The 20,105-nt window shown below is 73.4% G+C and carries 19 protein-coding genes; 10 read left to right on the top strand and 9 right to left on the bottom strand.

The features are described from left to right. Window positions 1-168: 168 nt before the first annotated feature. The 7 genes from IE329_RS08210 to IE329_RS08180 all read left to right on the top strand — a co-directional run bounded on the left by IE329_RS08210 (window position 169) and on the right by IE329_RS08180 (window position 6,897). Window positions 169-1,002, top strand: a complete 834-nt coding sequence (locus IE329_RS08210) for a PIG-L family deacetylase (protein WP_190210159.1) — start codon at window positions 169-171, stop codon at window positions 1,000-1,002. A 603-nt stretch (window positions 1,003-1,605) separates the two neighbouring features. Continuing rightward, a complete protein-coding gene (locus IE329_RS08205; RefSeq protein WP_190210158.1) occupies window positions 1,606-2,772 on the top strand; it encodes an ATP-binding protein in 1,167 nt (388 codons plus the stop codon). Beyond that, window positions 2,769-3,170: a roadblock/LC7 domain-containing protein gene (locus IE329_RS08200; RefSeq protein ID WP_190210157.1), complete on the top strand. Its 402-nt coding sequence runs from the start codon at window positions 2,769-2,771 to the stop codon at window positions 3,168-3,170. Before IE329_RS08205 ends, IE329_RS08200 begins: the two co-directional genes overlap by 4 nt. After that, the gene (locus IE329_RS08195; RefSeq protein WP_190210156.1) at window positions 3,167-3,544 is read left to right on the top strand and encodes a DUF742 domain-containing protein; all 378 of its coding nucleotides are present in this window, start codon (window positions 3,167-3,169) and stop codon (window positions 3,542-3,544) included. The genes IE329_RS08200 and IE329_RS08195 overlap by 4 nt, the downstream gene beginning before the upstream one ends. After that, window positions 3,519-4,130 (top strand): GTP-binding protein, encoded by a 612-nt coding sequence (locus IE329_RS08190; protein WP_190210155.1) that lies wholly within the window; start codon window positions 3,519-3,521, stop codon window positions 4,128-4,130. The genes IE329_RS08195 and IE329_RS08190 overlap by 26 nt, the downstream gene beginning before the upstream one ends. 15 nt (window positions 4,131-4,145) lie before the next feature. Continuing rightward, window positions 4,146-5,495: a cytochrome P450 gene (locus tag IE329_RS08185; RefSeq protein ID WP_190210154.1), complete on the top strand. Its 1,350-nt coding sequence runs from the start codon at window positions 4,146-4,148 to the stop codon at window positions 5,493-5,495. Window positions 5,496-5,718: 223 nt separating this feature from the next. Beyond that, complete coding sequence (locus IE329_RS08180; protein ID WP_229927259.1) at window positions 5,719-6,897, top strand: tryptophan dimethylallyltransferase family protein; 1,179 nt, start codon at window positions 5,719-5,721, stop codon at window positions 6,895-6,897. 77 nt (window positions 6,898-6,974) lie between these two features. Here the strand turns inward: IE329_RS08180 and IE329_RS08175 are convergent, their stop codons facing one another. Beyond that, entirely contained in the window at window positions 6,975-8,264 is a 1,290-nt protein-coding gene (locus IE329_RS08175; protein WP_190210153.1) for a flavin-containing monooxygenase, read from the bottom strand. Window positions 8,265-8,532: 268 nt separating this feature from the next. Between IE329_RS08175 and IE329_RS08170 the strand changes: the two genes are divergently transcribed. Beyond that, window positions 8,533-8,946 (top strand): VOC family protein, encoded by a 414-nt coding sequence (locus tag IE329_RS08170; protein WP_190210152.1) that lies wholly within the window; start codon window positions 8,533-8,535, stop codon window positions 8,944-8,946. Window positions 8,947-9,037: 91 nt separating this feature from the next. Here IE329_RS08170 and IE329_RS08165 read toward each other — a convergent pair whose 3' ends face one another. The 4 genes from IE329_RS08165 to IE329_RS08150 all read right to left on the bottom strand — a co-directional run bounded on the left by IE329_RS08165 (window position 9,038) and on the right by IE329_RS08150 (window position 14,036). After that, window positions 9,038-9,355 (bottom strand): putative quinol monooxygenase, encoded by a 318-nt coding sequence (locus IE329_RS08165; protein ID WP_190210151.1) that lies wholly within the window; start codon window positions 9,353-9,355, stop codon window positions 9,038-9,040. Between the two features lie 186 nt (window positions 9,356-9,541). Next, window positions 9,542-11,530: a DUF11 domain-containing protein gene (locus IE329_RS08160; RefSeq protein WP_229927258.1), complete on the bottom strand. Its 1,989-nt coding sequence runs from the start codon at window positions 11,528-11,530 to the stop codon at window positions 9,542-9,544. 377 nt (window positions 11,531-11,907) lie between these two features. Then, the gene (locus IE329_RS08155) at window positions 11,908-13,461 is read right to left on the bottom strand and encodes a glycerol-3-phosphate dehydrogenase/oxidase (RefSeq protein WP_190210149.1); all 1,554 of its coding nucleotides are present in this window, start codon (window positions 13,459-13,461) and stop codon (window positions 11,908-11,910) included. Then, window positions 13,458-14,036, bottom strand: coding sequence for a TetR/AcrR family transcriptional regulator (locus tag IE329_RS08150; RefSeq protein ID WP_190210148.1), 579 nt, complete (start codon window positions 14,034-14,036; stop codon window positions 13,458-13,460). The genes IE329_RS08155 and IE329_RS08150 overlap by 4 nt, the downstream gene beginning before the upstream one ends. 20 nt (window positions 14,037-14,056) lie before the next feature. Here IE329_RS08150 and IE329_RS08145 point away from each other — a divergent pair, with 20 nt between their 5' ends. Then, on the top strand, window positions 14,057-15,697 hold the full coding sequence (locus tag IE329_RS08145; RefSeq protein WP_373311110.1) for an FAD-binding oxidoreductase: 1,641 nt from the start codon (window positions 14,057-14,059) through the stop codon (window positions 15,695-15,697). Then, window positions 15,694-16,629 (top strand): diacylglycerol kinase, encoded by a 936-nt coding sequence (locus tag IE329_RS08140; protein WP_229927257.1) that lies wholly within the window; start codon window positions 15,694-15,696, stop codon window positions 16,627-16,629. The genes IE329_RS08145 and IE329_RS08140 overlap by 4 nt, the downstream gene beginning before the upstream one ends. Window positions 16,630-16,804: 175 nt before the next feature. On the opposite strand, the gene IE329_RS08135 is transcribed toward IE329_RS08140, so the two are convergent. The 4 genes from IE329_RS08135 to IE329_RS08120 all read right to left on the bottom strand — a co-directional run bounded on the left by IE329_RS08135 (window position 16,805) and on the right by IE329_RS08120 (window position 20,104). Then, complete coding sequence (locus IE329_RS08135) at window positions 16,805-17,620, bottom strand: NRDE family protein (protein WP_229927256.1); 816 nt, start codon at window positions 17,618-17,620, stop codon at window positions 16,805-16,807. A 313-nt stretch (window positions 17,621-17,933) separates the two neighbouring features. After that, on the bottom strand, window positions 17,934-18,344 hold the full coding sequence (locus IE329_RS08130; protein ID WP_190210146.1) for a VOC family protein: 411 nt from the start codon (window positions 18,342-18,344) through the stop codon (window positions 17,934-17,936). Window positions 18,345-18,570: 226 nt separating this feature from the next. Continuing rightward, window positions 18,571-18,990 carry a nitroreductase family deazaflavin-dependent oxidoreductase gene (locus IE329_RS08125; protein ID WP_190210145.1) on the bottom strand — a complete coding sequence of 140 codons (420 nt, stop codon included), beginning with the start codon at window positions 18,988-18,990 and terminating at the stop codon, window positions 18,571-18,573. Between the two features lie 205 nt (window positions 18,991-19,195). Beyond that, window positions 19,196-20,104 carry a geranyl diphosphate 2-C-methyltransferase gene (locus tag IE329_RS08120; RefSeq protein ID WP_190210144.1) on the bottom strand — a complete coding sequence of 303 codons (909 nt, stop codon included), beginning with the start codon at window positions 20,102-20,104 and terminating at the stop codon, window positions 19,196-19,198. Between the last annotated feature and the right edge of the window lies 1 nt (window position 20,105).

Genomic DNA, 20,105 nt, shown 5'->3' with positions numbered 1-20,105 from the left:
GGAGGATTCACCTCCGGCCGGAAATTCTCCCTGGAGCACCGGCCCGCGAAGCCGGGTTCGTCCCCGTCCGCCCGGGATGTCCCGGCGGCTCGCCCCGCCCCGCTCCCCACTCCCCCGGGGGAAGGCCCAGACTGGGTCGGAGCACCTTTCAGACGGAGGATGGATTTCATGGTTGAACGGCCCTTGACGTTGATGGCAGTGCACGCCCACCCCGACGACGAGGCCACCGGGACAGGGGGTGTCCTGGCCCGGTACGCGGCGGAGGGCATCCGCACGGTTCTCGTCACGTGTACCGACGGCGGCTGCGGTGACGGACCGGGCGGCGTCAAGCCGGGCGAGCCCGGGCACGACCCCGCGGCGGTGGCCGCGATGCGTCGTCAGGAGCTGGCGGCGAGCTGCGAGGTCCTGAAGATCGACCACCTGGAGCTGCTGGACTACGCCGACTCCGGGATGATGGGCTGGGCGGCCAACGAGGCCCCGGGGGCGTTCTGGCAGACCCCCGTCGCGGAGAGCGCCGCCCGCCTGGCCGACCTGCTGCTGCGCTACCGGCCCGACGTGGTGGTGACCTACGACGAGAACGGGTTCTACGGCCACCCCGACCACATCCAGGCGAACCGCATCACGACCGCGGCGCTGGAACTCACCGGGCTGACGCCGAAGGTGTACTGGACGACGGCGCCGCGCTCGACGATCCAGCGGTTCGGCGAGGTCATGCGCGAGTTCGGCGCGGACTGGGAGGAGCCGGACCCGGCGGAGGCCGCCGCGATGGCCGAGATCGGACTCCCGGACGAGGAGATCACCACCTGGGTGGACACCACCGCGTTCGGCGGCCAGAAGTTCGACGCGCTGGCCGCGCACGCCAGCCAGGGCGAGAACATCTTCTTCCTCAAGATGGGCAAGGAGAGGTTCACCGAGCTGATGGGCGTGGAGACCTTCGTCCGGGTCCAGGACAGCACCGGCGCGGCCCTGCCCGAGGACGACCTCTTCGCCGGCCTGCGCTGAACCGCGGGGCGGGCCGGGCGCTCGCCGCGCGGCGGCCCGGCCCCTGAGGTGGGCGGACCTGGAGGCCAGGTCCGCCCACGACCGGCCCGGGCCGCCGACGGTCACACGGGCGCGACCCGTCCGGAGCGGCGCCGGCCGGAACGGCCCACGCCCGGGTGCCTGCCCGGAACGGCCACACCCGGAGCCGCCCACAGCCACGGCCGCCCACACCCGCAGCGCTCACGTCCGGAGCCGCCTGTCCCCGGCGCCGGCCGCGTGATCCCGGCCGCGTGCTCCGGCCTCCCCCGTACAGCGGCCCGACACCTCCGAGGCCCCGGGCGGCCACCGGGGGGTCGGTTCCCCACAACATCCCCGCAATCGGCGGCGGCCCCGACGATGTGTCACCCACCCGTCGAAGCTCTGCGCACGACCGCACCGACCTGGGCGCCGAGCTGCGGCAACTCCCTTGTTCCGGAGCCGAAGAGACGCCTTCTCACCTGTCGACTACCCGTCAAGGAACATGTTTGCACGATGGTATGATCATCGCGCTTGCGGAGCGGCAGGCTCACCCTGCAGCAGCAGGGGATTCGGCAGTCAGCCGTCAGTTCGCCCGAAGAGAGTCTTATGACGAAATACACAGCGAACCCAGTGCTTTGGGGTCTTGCCCTCATCCTTGTCGCCGCGGCCGTCGTGGTCGTGCGCCAGCGCAAGGCGGCCCTGGCGTTGCGGCAGGAGCTCCAGGGGCTCAGAGATCACTACTCAGATCTTGAGCACCACTATACGCAGTCCGTCGAGGCAGCCCATGAGCAGGCCGACGAGGCGACCAAGACCGTGCTGAAGTCCGCGATGCGGACCCTGCAGGGCCTCGCCGCCGAGCAGCAGCTGATCCTCTCCCGGCTGCAGAACAAGTACGGCGAGTCGGTCATCCTCCAGGACCTGCTGGAGGTCGACCACACCAACTCGCAGTTCGGCCGCCGCGCCCAGTCCATCGCCGTGCTCTGCGGCGGCTGGCTCGGACGTCACCGCGACACCGCCTCGGTCTACGACGTGGTCCGCAGCGCGCAGGGCCGCATCCGGCACTTCCGGCGGGTGGAGATCCTGTCCCAGGTGGACTTCGGCGTCTCCAGCAGGGCCGTGGAGCCGGTCGCGCTCGCCCTCGCCGAGCTGCTCGACAACGCCACCAGCTACTCCAGCCCGGACACCGTCGTCGAGATCAACATCCGGACGGTTCCCAAGGGTGTCGTCATCGTGGTGGACGACGCCGGCGTCGGCATGAACGACGAGGAGCGGACCCGCGCGGAGAAGCTGCTGAGCAGCGAGCGGGTCTCGGGCGTGGCCGGCCTCGGCAACCCCCCGCAGTTCGGGCTCGCGGTGATCGGCGTCCTGAGCGAGCGCTTCGACTTCGAGGTGTCCGTGGACTCCTCCTCCCCCTACGGAGGTGTGCGCGCGGTGCTCCTGCTGCCGCACGAGTTGCTCACCGGCATGCCCGACAAGAGGGTTCCCGCCCCGACCAGGGCGCCCGCCCCGGTCGTCGCGCCGAGCGTGTCCGAGCCCGAGCGGGACGTCACCTCGACCGCCGACGGACTGCCCCTGCGGCGGCGCAAGCGGCCGATGGCCATCGTGCCGCCCAACACGCCCCTCCCGGCCGCCTCGGGCCGCTCCGACTCGCAGACCGCTGCGATCATGGGCGCCTTCCAGCGGGGTACCCGGTCCGGCCGGGCCACACATCCGGACGCGAACCAGACGACCAACTCATCTGGTGCAAGCAGTGAAGGGCCTGAGTTCTCGTGAACGACGATCTGTCATGGATGCTCGACAGCGCCCTGGAGATTCCCGGGGCCCTGCACGCGGTCCTGATCTCCGCCGACGGGCTCTTGATGGCCCGGACGAAGGACTTCGACAAGGACAACGCGGACCGGGTCGCCGCCGCGATGAGCGGCGTGCAGTCGCTCAGCCGCTCGCTCGCCTTCTTCGCCGACGACCCCGGCCAGCGCTGGCAGCAGACCCTGGTCGAGTTCGACGGCGGCTGGGTCTTCCTGATCTCCGCCGGTGAGGGCGCCTACCTCGGCGTCTCCGCCTCCCAGGACATCGACATGCAGGACATCACCTTCCGGATGCAGCAGCTGGTCGGCCAGCTCGGCAAGTTCCTCGCCGCGCCGCCGCGGGAGAACCTGGGGGCGTTCCAGTGACCGCCTCCGAGGAGTTCGAGCTCTCCGACGCCGGCTTAGTCCGGGCGTACGTCATCACCAAGGGCCGTGGTCTGCCCGACGACGACCAGCTCTCGCTGATCACGCTCCTCACCGCGGCGCCGGAGCAGGGCCAGCGGGCCCCGCGCCTCTCCCCCGAGGAGGAGCGGCTGCTGGACATCTGCTCCGCCGGCTACCTCTCGGTCGCCGAGATCGCCGGGCACACCCGGCTGCCGCTGGGCGTGGTGCGGATCATCCTGGCCGGGCTCACCGAAGGCGGCCACCTCGTGACCCGCCCGCCGGTACCCCGCGCACGCAAGGCCGACCGGGCGATCCTGGAGGAGGTACTCAATGGTCTCTACACCAAGTTCGGCTGACGGACAGCGTCTGGCCGAACGGGACTACGTCCAGGGCGGCGAGGCGCAGACGGCCGTCAAGATCCTCGTCGTGGGCCACTTCGCGGTGGGCAAGACCACGTTCATCGGCTCGATCTCCGAGATCGAACCGCTGTCCACCGAGGAGACGATGACCCGGGCGGCGGAGTCCGTCGACGACCTCAAGGGCGTCAAGGGCAAGACCACCACCACCGTCGCGATGGACTTCGGCCGGCTGACCATCAGCGACCGCGTGGTCCTCTACCTGTTCGGCACCCCCGGCCAACTGCGGTTCGTCCAGCTCTGGGAGGACATGGCCCGCGGCGCGCTCGGCGCGCTGATCCTCGTCGACCCCGAGCGGCTCGCCGACTCCTTCGCGGTGATCGACCTCATCGAGCAGTACGGGCTCGACTACGCGATCGCGGTGAACCACTTCGACGGCAATCCGCAGCGCGCCGAGGCCGCGCTGCGGGAGGCACTCGACCTCCTCGACGACACCCCCGTCGTCACCTGTGACGCCCGCGACGAGAAGTCGTCGGCCGCCGCACTCACCACACTGGTCCGCTTTTTGCTGGACCGTGCCAGCTAGGAGCCACAAGCCCACATGGACGCTCGATCCTCCGCCCCGGTGCCCCCGCCCGGCTGCCCCGCCCACGGATCCGGCGGCCGAGTGCCGCTGTACGGGCCGGAGTTCGCGGCTGACCCGCACGCCTACTACTCCTACCTGCGCAGTTACGGGCCGGCCGCGCCGGTCGAGCTCGCTCCCGGGGTGGAGGCCACGCTTGTCACCGACTACTCCGCCGCGCTGCAGCTGCTGCAGGACTCCGCCTCCTTCCGCAAGGACGCCCGCCGCTGGCGGGCGCTCAACGAGGGGCAGGTGCCTCCGGACAGCCCGGTCGTACCCATGCTGGCGTACCGGCCCAACTGCATGTTCAGCGACGGCGTCGAGCACCTGAGGCTGCGGCAGGCGGTCACGGACAGCATGGCCCGCATCGACCCGCGCCGGCTGAGCCGCAGCACCGAGCAGGTGTCCGACTACCTGATCGCCCAGTTCGGCGAACGCGGCTCGGCCGATATGCTCGGCGACTACGCCAAGCAGCTGCCGCTGTTCGTGTTCAACGAACTCTTCGGCTGCCCGGCCGACATCGGCGACCGGGTGCTGTTCGGCATCTCCGGCATCTTCGACGGCATCAATGCCGAGAAGGCGGCCGAGGTGCTGTTCGGCGCCGTCGGTGAGCTGGTGGCGCTCAAGCGGGCCAGGCCCGGCGACGACGTCACCTCGTGGCTGATGCAGCACCAGGCCCGGCTGACCGACGAGGAGATGGTGCACCAGCTGGCCCTGCTGCTGGGGGCCGGCGCGGAGCCGCTGCGCAACCTCATCGGCAACACCCTGCACCGGTTGCTCACCCACGACGCGTACGCCCACCGGGGCGGTTTGATCGGCGAGGCCATCGACGACACGCTGTGGGAGAACCCGCCCGTCTCCAACCTCGCGCCGCACTATCCGGCGACCGACATGGAGTTCGGCGGGCAGCAGCTGCGGGCGGGCGATCTCGTGCTGGTCAGTTTCGCCACCGCCAACAGCAGCCCGCTCCTCTCGGCCGCGCGGCAGGGGGGCAGCCGGGCCCACCTGGCGTGGAGCGCCGGCCCGCACGCCTGCCCGTCCAAGGACCCGGCCCGGCAGATCTCGGTGACCGCCATCGAGAACCTGCTCAACAGGCTCCCCGACGTCGAACTGGCCGTCCCGGACGAGAGCCTGACCTGGCGGCCCGGCCCGTTCAACCGGGGTCTGTCCTCGCTGCCCACCCGGTTCACCCCGGTCGAGCCCGCGCACCGGTCCTCCCGGCCGGTCCACCCGGAGCCGCCCGTGCGTTCCGAGCGCGGCGCCCAGGCGCAGCCGGCGCCCGAACGGGCCGGACGGTGGAGCCAGTTCCTCAACTGGCTCACCAAGTGACGTAGGCAACATCCTCCTGAACCCCTCATTCCGCATAAGGGTTCGACTTGAGGGGTATTCAGCAGCGCGGTAGTCCCCGCGTCGTTGATCCAGGACAGGAGGGCGTCATGGAGCACGTTTCCACCGACCCCGATTTCAGCCGGCCCTCAGCAGCACACCCTCCGATACCCGCCCCACCGGGCGGGTATCTCTTTGCATCCTCCGGTCGCGGACAGGGGGGCCTGTGATCGACGTCCGGCACAGACCCCCCGTCGGCGTCCTCCCCGCGACGCACGCCGCCGCGCTCCCCGCCGCGGGAACGCTCGGCGGTCACACGGCGGGCCAGCTGCTCCGGCTCTGCGAGGTCGCCGGCCTGGGCGGCGCGGACGCCGCCGGCTACGCCCGGGTCCTGACCACGGCACTGGGCCCGGTCGCCCTACGGCCACTGGCCCTGCCGGCCCCCAGCCGGTCCTTCCTCTCCGACGACCACACGCCGGTGGAGTTCTCGCTCTCCTTCGAGCCGGGCCGGGCGCCGAGCCTGCGCGTGCTGCTGGAACCCGGGGGCGGCGTCGGCGGCCTGGCCCGGAGCGGGCGCTCCGGGCTGCGGGCCGTCCGCGCGCTCGCGCGACGCTGGAACTTCCCCACCGACCGGCTCGACGAGCTGGAGGACCTCTTCTTCCCGCTGTCCCCCCAGGGGCCGCTGGCCCTGTGGTGCGCGCTGGAGCTGCGCCCCGGCGGTGTCCCCCGGGTCAAGGTCTACCTGAACCCCGCGGCGTCCGGCGCGGATCGCTCGGCCGGGACGGTACGGGAGGCACTGCGCCGGCTCGGCCACCCGCAGGCGTTCACGGCGCTGCCGGATTCCGACCGCATCCTCTTCCTCGCCCTGGACCTGGGCGACTGGGACGTCCCCCGGGTGAAGGTGTACACCGCGCACAAGAACCTTTCGGCTGCGGCGGCGGGGGGCCTGTCCCGTATGGAGGACGGGCCCGGTCCCACCGAGATCGAGGCGTTCTTCCGCACGGCCGCGGGGCTGGAGGACGGCCAGGACACCGTGCTCGACCGGCGCCCCGGCCTGGCGTGCCACGCTTTCACGGAGTCGGCCACCGGCCTGCCGGCCGGCTTCACCTTGCATGTCCCGGTGCGCGACTACGTCCGGCACGACGGGGAGGCCCTCGAACGGGCGTCGGCCCTGCTGCGGCACTACGGCGCCGACCCGGCCCCGCTCCTCGACTCCGTCGCCGCCGTCACCTCGCGGCGCCCGGAGGACGGTGCGGGCCTCATCGCCTATCTGGCGCTCGCCCACCAGGCGGGCCGTCCGCCCCGGGTGACGGTGTACATCTCCTCGGAGGCCTACCGGGTGAGGCCTCCGGCCGTGCTCTCGCCGCCGGCCGTGCTCTCGCCGCCGGCCGAAGCCGTTCACTGAGACCGGCCGCGACCGAAGGGAGCTCTCGTGGATCCTGCGCCCCCACGAGAGCTCCGCGGACCGGCCGGCGGCCCGCCCTACGCGTCCTGCAGCTCCCGCAGGTACGAACCGACGTCCACCTGCACGGAGGAGCCGGTGCTCAGCCCGTAGCGCTCGGCGATGCCACCGAGGTACCCGTCGATCTCCTTGTGCATGACGTCGGCCGGCGGCAGGGCGACGTCACCGGTGACGACCCGCGCCACCCAGCGCGCCTGCGCCTCCACCAGGCGCGTGATGGAGCCCACCGGGCGGATCAGGCCCAGGAAGAACAGTCCGGGCCGGTCCGGTGCGACGATCCGCCGGTACAGCTCGACCGGCCCCTGCGGGCCCGCGGGGCAGCCGGCGGGCAGGAAGGGGAAGGCCATGTGGAAGCCCGTGCAGTAGACGATCGCGTCCGCCTCGACCGAGGTCCCGTCGGTGAAGGACACCCGGTCGCCGTCCAGGGCGGCGATCGCGGGCCTGGGAGTGACCGCGCCGTGCCGGATCCGGCTGAGGATCTCGTCCGAGATGGTCACGGCCGAGGAGAAGACCGGGTGGTCGGGCTCCGGCAGACCGTAGTCCGACAGCCGGCCGCGCGCCACCATCAGGGCCTCCTCGACGAAGCGCCGCTGCTCCTCGAAGGACTTGCCGGTGAACCACGGTGCCTCGGCGATCAGGTCCACCGACATGCCGTAGAGCTGCTTCGGCACGATGTGGAGGCCGCGCCGGACGGAGATCACCGTCTGCGCGGCGTGCCGTGAGAGGTCCGCTGCGATGTCCACCGCCGACGCCCCGAGCCCGACCACGACGACGCGCTGCCCCGCGAAGTCCCGGCCGTCCAGGTAGTCCATCGAGTGCAGAATCGTTCCGGTGAAGGATTCGGCGCCCGGCGGCAGGGGGTTCGGCAGGGCCGGGACCGAATGGTGCCCGGACGCGACGATCACCTGGTCGAAGCTGCGGACCGTCTCGACGCCCCCGGCGTCGCGGCTGGTGACCGTCCACGCCTCGTCGGCCCCCTGGCGGACGTCGACCACCTGGGTGCGCAGCTCGATGTGCGGGAGCAGCCCCGCCGACTCGGCGAAGGACCGCAGGTAGGCGGCGACATCGCTGTGCCGTGGGTAGAGGGGCAGCCAGGACGGCATCGGGAACCCGGCGTACTCGGTCAGCTGGCGGGCGCTGTTCAGGTGCAGGGCCTGGTAGGCCGGGCCCGGCTCACCGGCGCCCGGCATCCGCCAGATGCCGCCGACGTCCGGCGCCTTCTCCAGGCAGACGAAGTCGATCCCCCGCTCCCTGAGCGCGTACGCGGCAGCCATGCCGGAGAGACCCGCGCCTATCACGCACACGCTCAACGTTTGCCTCCACAGGCGCCAGGAGAGAAGTTCTCGCTCGGATACGGATCTTGACTGCCCAGCATATTCACGGTTCACACCGGTGACGAGGGCCGGTCGGCAGGCCGCTCCGGCACCCCGGACGGGCTGGTCACGGCAGCTCACCGGGCGGCCGTGCGTTGGGGCAACCGGTCGACATCCGACGGCCGCGCGGGGAGGCAGCACGGCCGGCGGCGGGCCTTCGCCTAATCTGCCGGCACCGACGCATCGTCACGAAACGGAGAATCCCGTGCCTTCCCGACTCAATCCGTACATCAGCTTCAACGGCGACGCCCGGCCGGCCATGGAGTTCTACCAGGGGATCTTCGGCGGCACGCTGTCGCTGAACAGCTTCGGTGACTTCGGCCAGAAGGACGCCCCCTTCGCCGACAAGATCATGCACGGCATGCTCGAAACCGATCAGGGCTACACGCTGATGGCCGCGGACGTCCCGCCGGGCATGGAGTACAAGCCCGGGAACACCATCACGGTGAGCCTGAGCGGCGACGACGCCGACGAGCTGCGCGGCTTCTGGGACGCGCTCTCCGGCGGCGGCGTGGTCTCGGTCCCGCTGGAGAAGCAGATGTGGGGCGACGTCTTCGGCATGTGCACGGACCGCTTCGGCATCACCTGGCTGGTCAACATCAGCCAGCAGCCTGCCTGACCGGGCGGTCCCGGCCGGGCGGCCCGGGTGCCCCCTCGGGGCCGCCCGGGCCGCCCGGAGCAGGCGGTGCGGGCGGCGGGGCGGGGGGCGGCTACCGTCCCGCAGGCGGGACCTCCCGCGGCGGGTCGTACATCTGCACGTCGCGCGCGGTGGTCAGCGGCATCAGCCGGGCCAGGCCGATCTCACGGAAGTGGCCGGACTCGCGGTGCGCCGCGAAGGCGGCGGCGTCGGCGTACCTCTCGATGCTCACGTACCGCTCGGGCGACTCCTCGGAGCGGAACACCTCGTAGGAGAGGCAGCCCGGCTCCGCCCGACAGGCGGCGGCGAACTCGTGCAGGACCTGGCCGAACTCCCCGGCGTTCTCCGGACTGCATGACACATCGGCGATGACAAGCACGTGCGAATCCATGCCCCCACCCTATGTCCCGGCGTGTCCGAGGGTGCGTCAAGTCCCGCAACGTCACCGGCGGACCGGTGGGCGGCGGCACCTGCCACCGGGAGGCCCGGACGAGGGGGCCGGCCCGCGGTCCGTACGCGCGCGTCCGCGGGCCCGGTCCGACGGCGGCCGGGCCCGCGGGCCGTCCCGCGCCGGTCGCTACGGGCAGCCGGTGACGGTGTCACCGGGGTCGACGGTGCAGCTGTCGAACCCGGTGCCGCCGTGGGCCGCGTCGTTGCCGGCCACGCCGTCGACGGCGTTCAGCTGGTCGTTGTCGTTTCCGCCCGTCAAGGTGTCGCTCCCCGGGCCTCCGTTGAGGGTGTCGGCACCGGTGGAACCGTTCAGGTTGTCGTTGCCCGCCCCGCCGTAGAGGGTGTCGTTCCCGCTGCCGCCGTCGACCGTGTCGTTCCCGGAGCCGGCGTAGACGATGTCGTTGCCCCCGCCCGCGCTGACCATGTCGTTGCCGCCGAGCGAGCAGATCACGTTGTTCCCGCTGGTGCCGAACAGGTTGTCGGCGCCGCTGGTGCCGATGATCGTGCAGCCGTGGGCGTTGTTCACCGTGGTGGTCGCCGTGGCGCTGTTGTCGGCCGGCACCGGGTCGGGCTGGGCCGCGCCGACCGTCGCCCGGTCGGAGAGCGTCCCGGTGGCCGTGGGCTCGACCACCACGGTGACGGTGACGCTCGCCCCCGGGGCCAGGGTGCCGAGCGCGCAGCTCGCGCCGGCGGCGGAGGTGCTGCAGGTGCCCTGGCCGGGTGTGGCCGACAGCAGGACGGCGGGCCCGGTGAGGGTGTCCGCCAGGGTGACGGCGGTGGCCGGCAGGGTGGTGCTGGTGTTGGTCACCTTCACGGTGTACGAGGCCGTGTCGCCGAGGCTGACGGTGGACGGCCCCGACTTGGTGACCGACAGGTTCACGTCGGTGGGCACGGGCGCGCCGCCCCCGCCCTGGTAGCGGGCGAGCGCGAAGTCGTTGTCGGTCAGCCCGGCCGCGACGATCCGGCCGTCGCCCTGCACGGCGACCCCGTGCGCCTGGTCGAAGCCGCCGAAGTCGGTGGTCACCCGCCCGCCGGTGCCGAACCCGGTGTCCAGTCCGCCGAGGGTGTTGTAGCGGGCCAGGACGAAGTTGCTGCTGCCACCCGCGGCGCCGGACCCGGCGGCGACGATCCGGCCGTCGCCCTGCACCGCCACCGCCTGGGCGTTCTCGGACCCGCCGAAGTCGGTGGTCACCCGGCCACCGGTGCCGAACCCGGTGTCCGGGCTGCCGTTGCCGTTGTACCGGGCCAGCGCGAAGTCGCTGCCGCTCACACCCGCGGCGACGATCCGGCCGTCCGCCTGCACCGCCACGCCGTTGGCGCTCTCGAAGGCGCCGAAGTCGGTGGTCACCCGCCCGCCGGTGCCGAACCCGGTGTCCGGGCTGCCGTTGCCGTTGTACCGGGCCAGCGCGAAGTCGTAGTTGCCGACGCTGTTCCCGGTGTAACCGGCCGCGACGATCCGGCCGTCGGCCTGCACCGCGACTCCGTGGACGGCGTCGGCGCCGCCGCCGAAGTCGGTGAGCACGGTGCCGCCGGTGCCGAACCCGGCGTCCGGACTCCCGTTGCCGTTGTACCGGGCCAGCGCGAAGTCACCGCCGTCCAGGCCGGCCACCACGATCCGGGCGTCCGCCTGCACCGCCACCGCGAAGGCCTCGCCGACGCCGCCGCTGCCGAAGTCCGTGACCACCTTGCCGCCGGTGCCGAACCCGGCGTCCAGGCTGCCGTCGGCGTTGTAGCGCACCAGGCTGAAGAAGTTGCCCCCGGCACTCGACTCGCTGACACCCACGGCGACGATCCGGCCGTCCGCCTGGACCGCCACGCCGTTGGCCGCGTCCCCGCCGCCGTCGAAGTCGGTCGTCACCTTGCCGCCGGTGCCGAACCCGGCGTCCAGGCTGCCGTCGGCGTTGTACCGGGCCAGGGCGAAGTCACCGTCCTTGACGCCGGCGGCGACGATCCGGCCGTCCGGCTGGACCGCCAGGGCACGGGCCTCGTCCCCGCCGGCGCCGAAGTCGGTCGTCACCTTGCCCCCGGTCCCGAACCCGGCGTCCAGATCGCCCGGGGCGGCCCAGGCGGCACCGGGCAACGCCAGCAGCAGGGCCAGGCCCGCGGCACCCGCCACACCGGCCCGGCACGGGCCGGAACGGCCCCGCCGGCCGGCGGCCCGCACGGACACCGGTCCTGGATCAGAATCAGAATCGAACAGCGACATTCGGCCCACTCCGCCTCTCGTGATCACGGCTTCGGTCGGCGCACCGGGTGCCCTCCCGCGGCGGGCGGCACCCCGTAGCCGGGGCACCCGCCCGCCGCGCGGGCGATCGGGCGTCCAGCCAGATCTTCCGGGTACGAAGCGTCGGAGCCCCGACGCCCTGCGCACACTCCGCCCACTGGCGGCCGGGATCCACCCCGACGGGTGAGGCGCCCCGGACGGCGGGGGCCGGGGCGCGGGACGCGGGCGCGTCCGCCGGCCGGCACCCGGCGCCTGGCGGCGACAAGCCGTCAGACCCGGTGGGCGGCCACGATCTCCTCGACCGCCGGGCGGGCGCGCTCGGCGTCGGCCGGGACGAGCCCGATACGGGTGCGGCGGTCCAGGACGTCGGCCGCGTCCAGCGCGCCCTCGTGGGTCAGCGCGTACTCCACCTCGGCGCGGGTCACCCCGATCCCGGGGGCGACGGGCTCCAGCGGGCGGGCGACCGTCGCGCTGTCCAGCACCGCCCGCGACGCCCCGCCGTGACGGGCGGTCAGCGAGGCCGGTACGCCGTCACCCGGCGGCGGAGCGCTGTCCCGGTGCCCCGGCGCGCCGACCAGCGGGAGGTCCGCCGTCCGGCACGGCCCGGCCGTCAGGGCACGCGCCCGCAGGACGGCGTCCACCGCGTCCTGGGCCATCCTGCGGTAGGTGGTCAGCTTGCCGCCGACGACGGTGAGCACCCCGGAGGGCGACTCCAGCACGGCGTGCTTGCGGGAGATGTCGGCCGTGCTGCCGCCACCGGTGTCGATCAGCGGACGCAGCCCGGCGAAGGCGCCGCGCACCTCGTCGCGGGTCAACCGCCTCTGCAGGGCGATGTTGACGGTTTCCAGCAGGAAGGCGATCTCGCGCTCGGTCGGCTCCGGCTCGTCCGGGACGGGGCCGGGCGCGTCCTCGTCGGTCAGGCCGACCACCACCCGCCCGAGCTGCTGCGGCAGCGCGAAGACGAAACGGCTGGTCGACCCGGGCACGGGCACGGTCAGCGCCGCCGACGGGTGCCCGAAGGCCGCCGCGTCGAAGACCAGATGGGTGCCCCGGCTCGGCCGCAGCCGGACGGCGGGGTCCACCTCGCCGGCCCAGACGCCCGTGGCGTTGACGACGGCCCGGGCCGACACCCGGAGCGTCTGCCCGGTGAGCGTGTCGGTGAGCAGCGCCGAGGTACCGGTGACCTCGTCCGCCCGGACCTTGGTCAGGACCGCGGCGCCGTGCTGCGCCGCCGTCCGGGCGATCGCGACGACCAGCCGGGCGTCGTCGATCAGCTGGCCGTCGTGGGCGACCAGCGCGCCGGTCAGCCCGTCCCGGCGCACGGCCGGCACCAGTTCGGCGGTCTCGGCCGGGCCGACCCGGCGGACCCGCGGGAGCACCCGGGCCGGCGTGCCGGCGCTCAGCCGCAGCAGGTCGCCCGCCAGGAATCCGGCCCGGACGAGCGTGGCCCGGCCGCGGCCCGTCGAGGGCAGCAGCGGTACGAGCTGGGGCAGCGCGCGGACCAGGTGCGGGGCCGTGCGGGTCATCAGGATGCCGCGTTCCACCGCGCTCTCGCGGGCCACCCCGATCCGGCCGGAGGCCAGGTACCGCAGGCCGCCGTGGACGAGCTTGGAGCTCCACCGGCTGGTGCCGAACGCCAGGTCGCGGGACTCGACCAGCACCGTGCGCAGCCCGCGCGAGGCGGCGTCCAGGGCCGTGCCGGCGCCGGTGACCCCGCCGCCGATCACCAGGACGTCGATCGGGCCGCCCGCGGCGGCGAGTTCGTCGAGGTCGCGGGCGCGGCGGCGGCCGTCGAGGGCGGTCGAGCCGGTGGCTGGGGTCATGGCGCGAGGTATCCGTTCAGGGCTCTGGCCAGTTCGCGCCGCCATGCTTCCTCGGGGAGCAGTTGGGCGACCATGCGGTACGACTGGACGGTGGACTGGGCGATGAGCAGCACCATCGCGGCCAGCTCGGCCGGCTCCCCGGCGCGGACCGAGCCGTGCCGCTGGCCGAGCACCAGCGCGCCGCGCAGGGCGTCGAGCAGGCCGCGCTGGCTGGTGCCGAGCCGCTCGGTGACGTACTCGAAGAGCACTTCGGGGTCCGAGTGCAGCAGCGCGCCGAGCACCGCGTGGTCACGGATCCGGACGGCGACCTCGACGATCCAGGCCACCACCGACTCGCGGTCGTCACCGGCCCGGGTGACCTCTGCCTGGGTCGCGGCGATCTCGCGGGTGAGCAGCGCGCCGATGACCGCCCGGACGTCCGGCCAGCGGCGGTAGACGGTCGGCCGGCTGACCCCCGCGCGGCGGGCGATCTCGGCCAGCTGGGTGCGGCGGGCGCCGAGCTGGGTGATCAGCTCGGCGGCCGCGTCGAGGATGGCGTCGTCGACGCTCTGCGGGTCAGCGTTACTACTTGACATGATGTGTAAAACTGTAACGCATGACACCCGATGCGCCAACCGGACCGGACCGGACGCCCGCCACCCTGCCGCTGCCCCCGATGAAGTGGGACGCCTGGGGCGACCCCGACCTCGCCAAGCCGCTCTCCGAGGACATCAGGGCGTTGCTGGAACAGGCGCTCGGGGTGACGCCGGCCGACCACCCGGCGCCCACCGCCGAGGAGGTCGTGCTGCGGCCGTCCGCCCTGCCGGAGGAGGACCTGGACGCCCTCGCCGGGATCGTCGGCGCCGCGTACGTCAGCGACCGCGACGCCGACCGGCTGCCGCGCGCGGGCGGCAAGTCGACCCCCGACCTGCTGCGCCGCCGCAGCCGCGCCGCCCAGGACGCACCGGACGCCGTCGTGCTGCCGGGCGGCGAGGACGAGATCGCGGCCGTCCTGGCGCTCTGCGCCGACCGGCGGATCGCCGTCGTGCCGTTCGGCGGCGGCACCAGCGTGGTCGGCGGCGTCGACCCGGTCCGCGGCGGCTTCACCGCCGTGATCTCGCTCGACCTGCGGCGCTTCGACCGCCTGGAGTCGCTGGACGAGATCTCCGGCGAGGCCGTCCTCGGGGCCGGCCTGACCGGTCCGCAGGCCGAGGCCCTGCTCGCCGCCCGGGGGTACGAGCTCGGCCACTACCCGCAGAGCTTCCGGTACGCGACCGTCGGCGGCTTCGCGGCCACCCGCTCCTCCGGCCAGAACTCGGCGGGCCACGGCCGGTTCGACGACATGGTGCGCGGACTGCGCGTGGTCACGCCCGCCGGTGCGATCGACCTCGGACGCGCCCCGGCCTCGGCCGCCGGGCCCGACCTGCGCCAGCTGTTCCTCGGCTCCGAGGGCACCCTGGGCGTCATCACCGCCGTCCGGGTACGGGTCCACCCCACGCCCGCGGTGAAGATCCACGAGGCCTGGAGCTTCCCCGACTTCGCGACCGGCGCCGCCGCGCTGCGCGAGGTCGAGCAGCAGGGCACCGGCCCGACCGTGATCCGGATCTCCGACGAGACCGAGACCGCGATCAACCTGGCGATGACCGACCGGATCGGCGGCGCCCAGGTCACCGGCGGCTGCCTGGCGGTGACCGTCTTCGAGGGCACCCCCGAGCAGGCCGGGGCCCGCCACCGGCGGACCAGGGACGTCCTGCTCGCCGCGGGCGGCAGCTCGCTCGGCGAGGAGGCCGCGAAGGCCTGGGAGCACGGCCGGTTCAACGCGCCGTACCTGCGCGACTCGCTGCTCACCGCCGGTGCGCTCTGCGAGACCCTGGAGACCGCGACCAGCTGGGCCGGCCTGGCCGCACTCAAGGCCGCCGTGACCTCGGCGCTGGAGGGAGCACTGCGCGAGGGCGGTTCGTCCGCCCTGGTGATGTGCCACATCTCGCACGTCTACCCGACCGGCGCCTCGCTCTACTTCACCGTGGTGGCGGCGCAGCAGGACGATCCGCTGGAGCAGTGGGACGGGGCGAAGCGGGCGGCGGGCGACGCCATCCTGGCGCACGGCGGCACCATCACCCACCACCACGCCGTCGGCACCGACCACCTGCCGTGGATGAGCCAGGAGATCGGCGATCTCGGGGTGAAGATCCTCCGGGCCGTCAAGGACGCCGTCGACCCGGCCGGGATCCTCAACCCCGGCAAGCTCATCCCGTGAACGGGCCGGCGGCCGCGCGGCCGATCCGCAGCGTCACCCTGCTGACCAACCCGGCCGCCGGCGGTGGCCGGGCCGAGAAGGCCGCCCGGCGCGCGGCCGCCCGGCTGCGCGAACGCGGCGTCGAGGTCTTCGACACCGCCGGCAGCGACGCCGCGGACTCCCTGCGACTGGGCCGCGAGGCGGTCGCCCGGGGCACCGACGCCCTGGTCGTCGCGGGCGGCGACGGCATGATCAGCCTGGCCCTGCAGGCCCTCGCCGGCAGCGGCGTCCCGCTCGGCGTGATCCCGGCCGGCACCGGCAACGACCACGCCCGCGAGTTCGGGATCCCGTTGAAGGACCCCGAGGCCGCGGCGGACGTGATCGTCGGCGGGCGAGTGGAGACCGTCGACCTCGGCCGGATCGAGGCCGCCGACGGGACCGTCCGGGTCTTCGGCTCGGTGCTGGCGACCGGCTTCGACTCGCTGGTCAGCGACCGGACCAACCGGCTCCGCTGGCCGCACGGCCGGATGCGCTACAACCTGGCCATCCTGGTCGAGTTCGCCAACCTGCGGCCGCTGCCGTTCCGGCTGGTGCTGGCGGACGGCACCGTCGTCGACCGCCCGCTCACCCTGGCGGCCATCGGCAACACCCGCAGCTACGGCGGCGGGATGGTGATCTGCCCGGGGGCCGACCGCACCGACGGCCTGCTCGACGTCACCCTCGTGCACGCCATGCGCCGCCTGCGGGTGGCGCGGTTCTTCCCGACCGTGTTCAAGGGCACCCACGTGCGGCGCTCCGAGGTGGAGACCCACCGCACGGACTCGCTGCGCATCGAGTCCCCGGGGATCAACGCGTACGCGGACGGCGAGTACGTCGGCCCGCTGCCGGCCGAGGTACGGATCCTGCCGAGGTCGCTCGACATCCTCGTCCCCGGCGGGGCCGCGGACCGCTGACGCGCCCGGCGACCGGCCGGGGCAGGTCCGGTCCGGTCGGGGCAGGTCCGGCCTGCCCCGACCGGGTCGGGCCGAGCCGGGCCGAGCCGGGCCGAGCCGGGCCGAGCGGCTGGGGGCCGAACGGCTGGGGGCCGAACGGCTGCGGCGGGCCACTGCGTCCTGCACCGCCGCGCGGTCAGACCCCGCGCGGCCGGATGTCGGCCGGCCGGGTGTCGACCGGGTACCAGGCGGCGTTGCCCGGTGCCGGGTTGAAGTCGTAGCGGACGGTGCTGCGGCCCAGCCCGACCAGGGCGAGCGAGGTGGTCGCCCAGATCCGGCCCTCCCCGAAGTCCCGGCGCTGGACGAGGGCGGCCGGATCCGTGCGGTCCAGCCCGTCACCGTCCGCGATCAGTGCCCAGTCCCCCCACACGTCGGCGGTCGGGGCGTCGGCCCCGAGGGGCGGGGCGGTCGGCGGCTCCGGCCGGCGGACGGCCGCCAGCCGGGGCCGGAAGTACGCCAGCCGGGCGGCCATCATCCGCGAGGCGCGCTGCGAGGACGTCCGGTGCTCCGCGAGGCCCTCCATTCCGTCGTTGATGACGGCGTGCAGCCCCGGCTCCAGCTCCCGGCGGGTCAGCTCGGTGCCGCTCCACCCCAGCATGGACACCGCGTCCGGCTCGGCGGTGATCAGGTGGAACGGGTCGTAGCGTGCCCAGTCACGGCCGGTGAGGTCCTCGCCCTCCGCGGCCAGCAGGGGCAGCTCCCCGCGGGAGAGACGGCCGACCGGGTCGGCGGGGATCCCGAACCCGTTCAGGATGCAGGCCGTCCTGGGCGGCCGGCCCGGCCCGCCCGGGTCGACGGCCAGCCAGGTGCCGCCGGCCAGGAGATCGAGGCCGCCCAGCAGCCGCGGCCGGGCCGGCCAGTGCCGGGCCGGCGGCAGCCAGGCCCGGTCGGCGTACTCGTCCCGCGCGGCGAGCACCAGGACCGGAACCGGAGAGCCGGGATCGAAACTCACGAACACGGTGCACACGGCGCATCCCCTCACCTCGGCAGTCCCCTGCCTGCGATCCTCCCACGGACCCCCGGCCCGGTCGCCGGGCCGCCCCCTGCCCGGCCCACCGTCGGGAGCTGTCGGGCGGTCCGGGCTGCGAGCCGCGGGCGCGGGGCGGGCGGGCGGGCTACGGAGCGGGCGCTCATCCGTCGGGGCGCGTGGCAGGGCCGGGGCCGGCCAGGCCGCCAGGACCTACCAGATTGGGCGAAAGTGCTGTCCGGGTCGCAGAACCGGGTGCCGGCCCGGTCCTGGCCCGGCTCCCGCCGTGCTGCCGGTCCTACCCACCGGCCGGGGCCGGGGCGCTGGGAGCGGCGATCTCCCAGATGTGGCCGCCCGGATCGCGGAAGCTCGCCGTGCGAATGCCCCAGGACCGGTCCATCGGCCCGTTGAGCAGGCTGACCCCGCGTTCGGCCAGGCGCCGGCACACCTGGTCCACGTCCGTGACCCCGAGAGTGAACTGGGCCCGCACGCCCTGGTCCGGGGAGCCGACGGGGGCGGGAGCCACCAGGCCGGGGGCGGAGGCGACCGACAACAGATTCACCAGAGTCCCGCCGAAGCGGAAGACGGCCGAGTTCTCGTCCTCGAAGTCGACGGGAAGCTCGAAGACCTGCTGATAGAACTCCTTCGCCCTCGCGAGGTCCTCGACGAAGAGGGTGACGGCTTGGATGTCTCCGGGCCAGGCAACCATGGTGGTGCTTCCTTCCACGACGAGGGCGACGACTTCGCCCGGGGAGATGCTCACACCTGGCACTGACATCACAGCCGCCGAATCGTCAGATCACGTGCCACAAGGCCCCGGTGGCCCGCGTCACCGCCGGTGCCGGCCGGGGAGCGGGCACTGCCGGCACGGTCCGCCCTCATCCTGACGTCTCGCCCCCGCAGCGCAGCCCGCAGCCACGATGCGGGCTTGGGGGTCAGGCGACCGTACGGGTCAGCGCGACAACGGGGATGCGCCGCCCGGCCCGCTCCTGGAACCCGGCGAAGTAGGGCGTGTGCTCAAGCTGTCGGGCCCAGAGCCGCTCGCGCTCCGCGCCGTCGGTCCCGGTCGCCGTCACGTCGTAGGCCTCGGTGCCCACCTCGACGCTTGCGGCCGGGTCGGCGAGCAGATTGTGGTACCAGCCGGGGTGGCTCTCCCTGCCGCCGTTGGCGGCGAAGACCACGAGCCGGTCCCCGTCCCGCAGGTAGGTCATGGGCATCGTGCGTGGTTGCCCGCTGCGGGCGCCCGTGGTGGTCAGCAGAAGGAGGGGCACCCCCTCGAAGTCACCGCCGACGACTCCTCCGGCCGACCGGAACTCGTCGATCACCAGTTGATTGCGCTGCAAACGTTCCGACACGGATGCCGCTCCCCTCTTGAGCGCTGCACGTCCCCGTCGCCCCCGATGTGGGCCCGGTACGGGCCCAGGCTAGTGCAGCTCGTGGTCCGCGGACGTCCACGGATTCCCGCCGACCTGCGCGGCGATGCACGACGGGGGAACCCGCAGGGCCGGGTCCGTCGGCCGACGGACCCGGCCCTGCGGTCGGTGGGGGTGACGGCAGCCGTCAGACGCGGTCGGCCGCGATCAGGAGGTACTGGAAGGAGCCGTCCCGGTAGGAGTTGATGAACGCTTCTTCGATGCCGGTGACCAGGGAGGACGTGGCCCGCAGCTCCCAGTAGGGCAGGGTCGCGGGAGTCAGGTCGACGACGGCCTGCGGCACGAGGCGGTTGTCGGCCATCGCGCGCAGGTACTCCCGGCGGGAGTGGATGTTGCACTCGAAGTGCGCGTTGATCTGGGAGACCCACTTCGAGGGCTGGCCGTAACGCGGGTTCCAGCAGCCGGTGATGGTCACGTAGCGGCCGCCGACCGCGAGGACGCGGGAGTGCTCGGCGAAGAGGTCGTGCAGGTCGACGTACATGCTCGACTCGTTGTTCCACGAGGCCGCGGCCCGGCCGGTCTCGAAGGGCGTGCTGAGCATGTTGCAGACGCGGGCGCGGACGTGGTCGTCGATGCCGAGTTCGCGGGCGCGCTGGTTGGCGAAGTCGGCCTGCTTGGCCGACAGCGTGACGCCCTCCACCTTGCATCCGAAGCGCTGGTGGGCCATGACCATCGAGCCGCCGCGGCCGCAGCCGGCGTCCACGAGGGTGTCGTCGGGGCCGATGGCGCCGAGGTGGTCCAGGAGGAGTTCGGCCTGCGCGGACTCCAGGCGGTGGAGTTCGGCGATCAGCTTCTTCTCGTACGCGCTGTCCTCGGTGTCGCCGAGGGCGGCGTGGTCGACCTCGCCGATGCCGTAGTGGTGGTGGTAAAGGCCGTCCACGTCACCGAGACGCAGGTTCACCGGCCTGGCCTCGTGGTCCCAGTACCGGGCGATGTCCCCCTGGTAGGGCGTCGCCGGGGTGGGGATGAAAAGGGAATTGCCGGCAGAAATGGCGTCGGCGGTGGTGAGGTCAATGCTAGTCACGGATAAGTCCATC

It is taken from the genome of Kitasatospora indigofera, assembly GCF_014655955.1.
GTDB lineage: Bacteria > Actinomycetota > Actinomycetes > Streptomycetales > Streptomycetaceae > Kitasatospora > Kitasatospora indigofera.
This window is presented reverse-complemented; position numbering and strand designations above follow the sequence as displayed.